Raw genomic sequence first — 2,101 nt, forward strand, 5'->3', positions numbered from 1 at the left:
GTGATCGAACGCGCCGAGGAGCGGCTGCGCCGCAAGGAGAGCCGCGATACCGCGCGCAAGTCGCCGACCCGGCGGCTCCGCCTGCCCGGCAAGCTCACCGACTGCACGAGCGAGAATGCGGCCGAGACCGAGATCTTCCTGGTCGAAGGCGACAGCGCTGGTGGCTCGGCCAAGCAGGCCCGGAACCGGGAGACGCAGGCGGTGCTGCCGCTGCGAGGCAAGATCCTGAACGTCGCCTCGGCCTCGGCGGACAAGCTGCGGCAGAACCAGGAGCTGAAGGATCTGATCGAGGCGCTGGGCTGCGGCGTCGGCGAGCGCTTCGACCGGAGCCGCCTGCGCTATGGCCGCGTCATCATCATGACCGACGCCGACGTGGACGGCGCGCACATCGCCTCGTTGCTTATGACGTTCTTCTATCGCGAGCTGCCCGAGCTGGTGCGGCATGGCCACGTCTACCTGGCCCAGCCGCCGCTCTATCGCCTCACGCACGGGGCGAAGTCGGTCTACGCGATGGACGACGCAGACCGGGAGCGGAAGGTCAAGCGGGAGTTCAAGCCCGGCGCCAAGGTCGAGGTGAGTCGCTTCAAGGGATTGGGCGAGATGCCGCCCGCCCAGCTCAAGGAGACGACGATGGACCCGGCGCGGCGGACGCTGCTGAAGGTGCTGGCGCCGCCCGAGGAGCGGGCGAAGACCAACGAGCTGGTGGAGAGCCTGATGGGGCGAAGGCCGGAGCTGCGGTTTCAGTTTATCCAGGAGCGGGCGCGGACGGTGGAGGAGGTGGATGTGTAGGGGGCTATACCAACGTACCAACGGTCCTACGGTCTGGCCCTTTTCGTCATGCCCGCGAAAGCGGGCATCCAGGCCCACACGCACCGGCGCCGGTGCCGTTCGCCTGGATTCCCGCTTTCGCGGGGAATGACGGGAAACCTGTCAAAGCACAGGGCTCTTGATATAATGCGTCATATTCAGGAGCCGTCCGATGACCGAGAACGAGAAAGAAAGGCTCGTTCGGCGCTACGCCGCAGGCGAGGTCACATGGCGCGATCTTCGGGGGCAAGGCTTCCACAATTACGTTGAGGTGTTGGGCAAGCTTGGTGAGCTTGGCCTTCGCCAGCCGGTCGCGCCCATGACGGGGCCGAACGTGGAAGCGCGCCAGCGCGGACGCGCGATGCTTCGTGAAGCCTTGAAGGCGCACAAGTGAGCAAACCCTACAGCCTCATTGTCACCGACGCCTCGCCGCTGTTGACGCTGGTTCTTGCGGGATCGCTCGATGTGTTGTTGAGGCCGGGGCTGCCGGTGCGTATCCCGGATGCGGTTTACATCGAGGCAACGCGCGTGCGCGGCGCACCGGGGGCCGATCAAATTGTCGAATGGATCAACGCCAATCTGGACAGGGTTACAATCGTGCCAACCGATATCGGCATCGACCAGCAGCGCCGCCTTGAAGAAGGACGCGGCATCTGGGGCCGTGGCGAACAGGCTGCGATAGAGGCGCTTGAGCGATTTCTGCAAACCGATCCAGCGGCCGAGGCACTCTTGCTGTTTGAGGATACCGACGTGGCGAAGCGCCGCGCCATCATCGATTTGCGTGTTGGCGTAATCAGCACAGGTGATTTTCTGCGCGAACTCGAAGCCGCCGGGTTGATCCAATCGACCGATTACATTCTTGACCAAGCCGCTGCACAGGGCCGCAACGTGGAGCGGCATCGGCAAGCCCAAGACGATTCCACGACGCGCGAACGGTTGCGCGAGCAGTTGGCGCGTCGGGACGAGCCGCCCCGGTCACACCACTCCCGGTGAGAGCCCTCGCCCGCGCGGACGGCGGGGGCGACGACCGAAACGCACAAAGCCGCCGGAACCGTGACTGATCCAGAGGCATCAAGAGTCGACTTTTACGCAACTCCGTTTTGTCTTAATAAATCAATGAATTAACTGTCGCAGAAGTCTGGTGCGAAAGGCCGCTTGGGGTACAAACGGCCGCTGGACACCGCCACTGACATTGGGCGGGATCGCCCCGTTCTCCCGAACTCTGCCGACGCTGGCCGCCTTGTTGGACCCGTGCTAGAGGGCTGCCGATGCCCCCCCCGCCCGATAGCCGCAC

Annotated in this window: 3 protein-coding genes; all 3 read left to right on the top strand. The window is 64.5% G+C overall.

All coding sequences use genetic code 11. From position 1 onward, the window contains the following. On the top strand, nucleotides 1-789 hold a 789-nt coding region (locus JOY90_RS14650; RefSeq protein ID WP_291691834.1), incomplete at its 5' end, for a toprim domain-containing protein. Nucleotides 790-979: 190 nt separating this feature from the next. After that, nucleotides 980-1,201, top strand: coding sequence for a hypothetical protein (locus tag JOY90_RS14655; protein ID WP_291691835.1), 222 nt, complete (start codon nucleotides 980-982; stop codon nucleotides 1,199-1,201). Further along, nucleotides 1,198-1,800: a hypothetical protein gene (locus tag JOY90_RS14660; RefSeq protein WP_291691836.1), complete on the top strand. Its 603-nt coding sequence runs from the start codon at nucleotides 1,198-1,200 to the stop codon at nucleotides 1,798-1,800. The genes JOY90_RS14655 and JOY90_RS14660 overlap by 4 nt, the downstream gene beginning before the upstream one ends. The last annotated feature ends 301 nt before the right edge of the window (nucleotides 1,801-2,101 follow it).

Origin of the sequence: Bradyrhizobium sp., assembly GCF_019242285.1 — a bacterium.
Taxonomy (GTDB): Bacteria; Pseudomonadota; Alphaproteobacteria; order Rhizobiales; family Xanthobacteraceae; genus Bradyrhizobium.

What these genes read in the sequence shown, in the direction of transcription:
- JOY90_RS14655 (WP_291691835.1), top strand. Translation starts at nt 980, where the DNA reads ATGACCGAGAACGAGAAAGAAAGGCTCGTTCGGCGCTACGCCGCAGGC.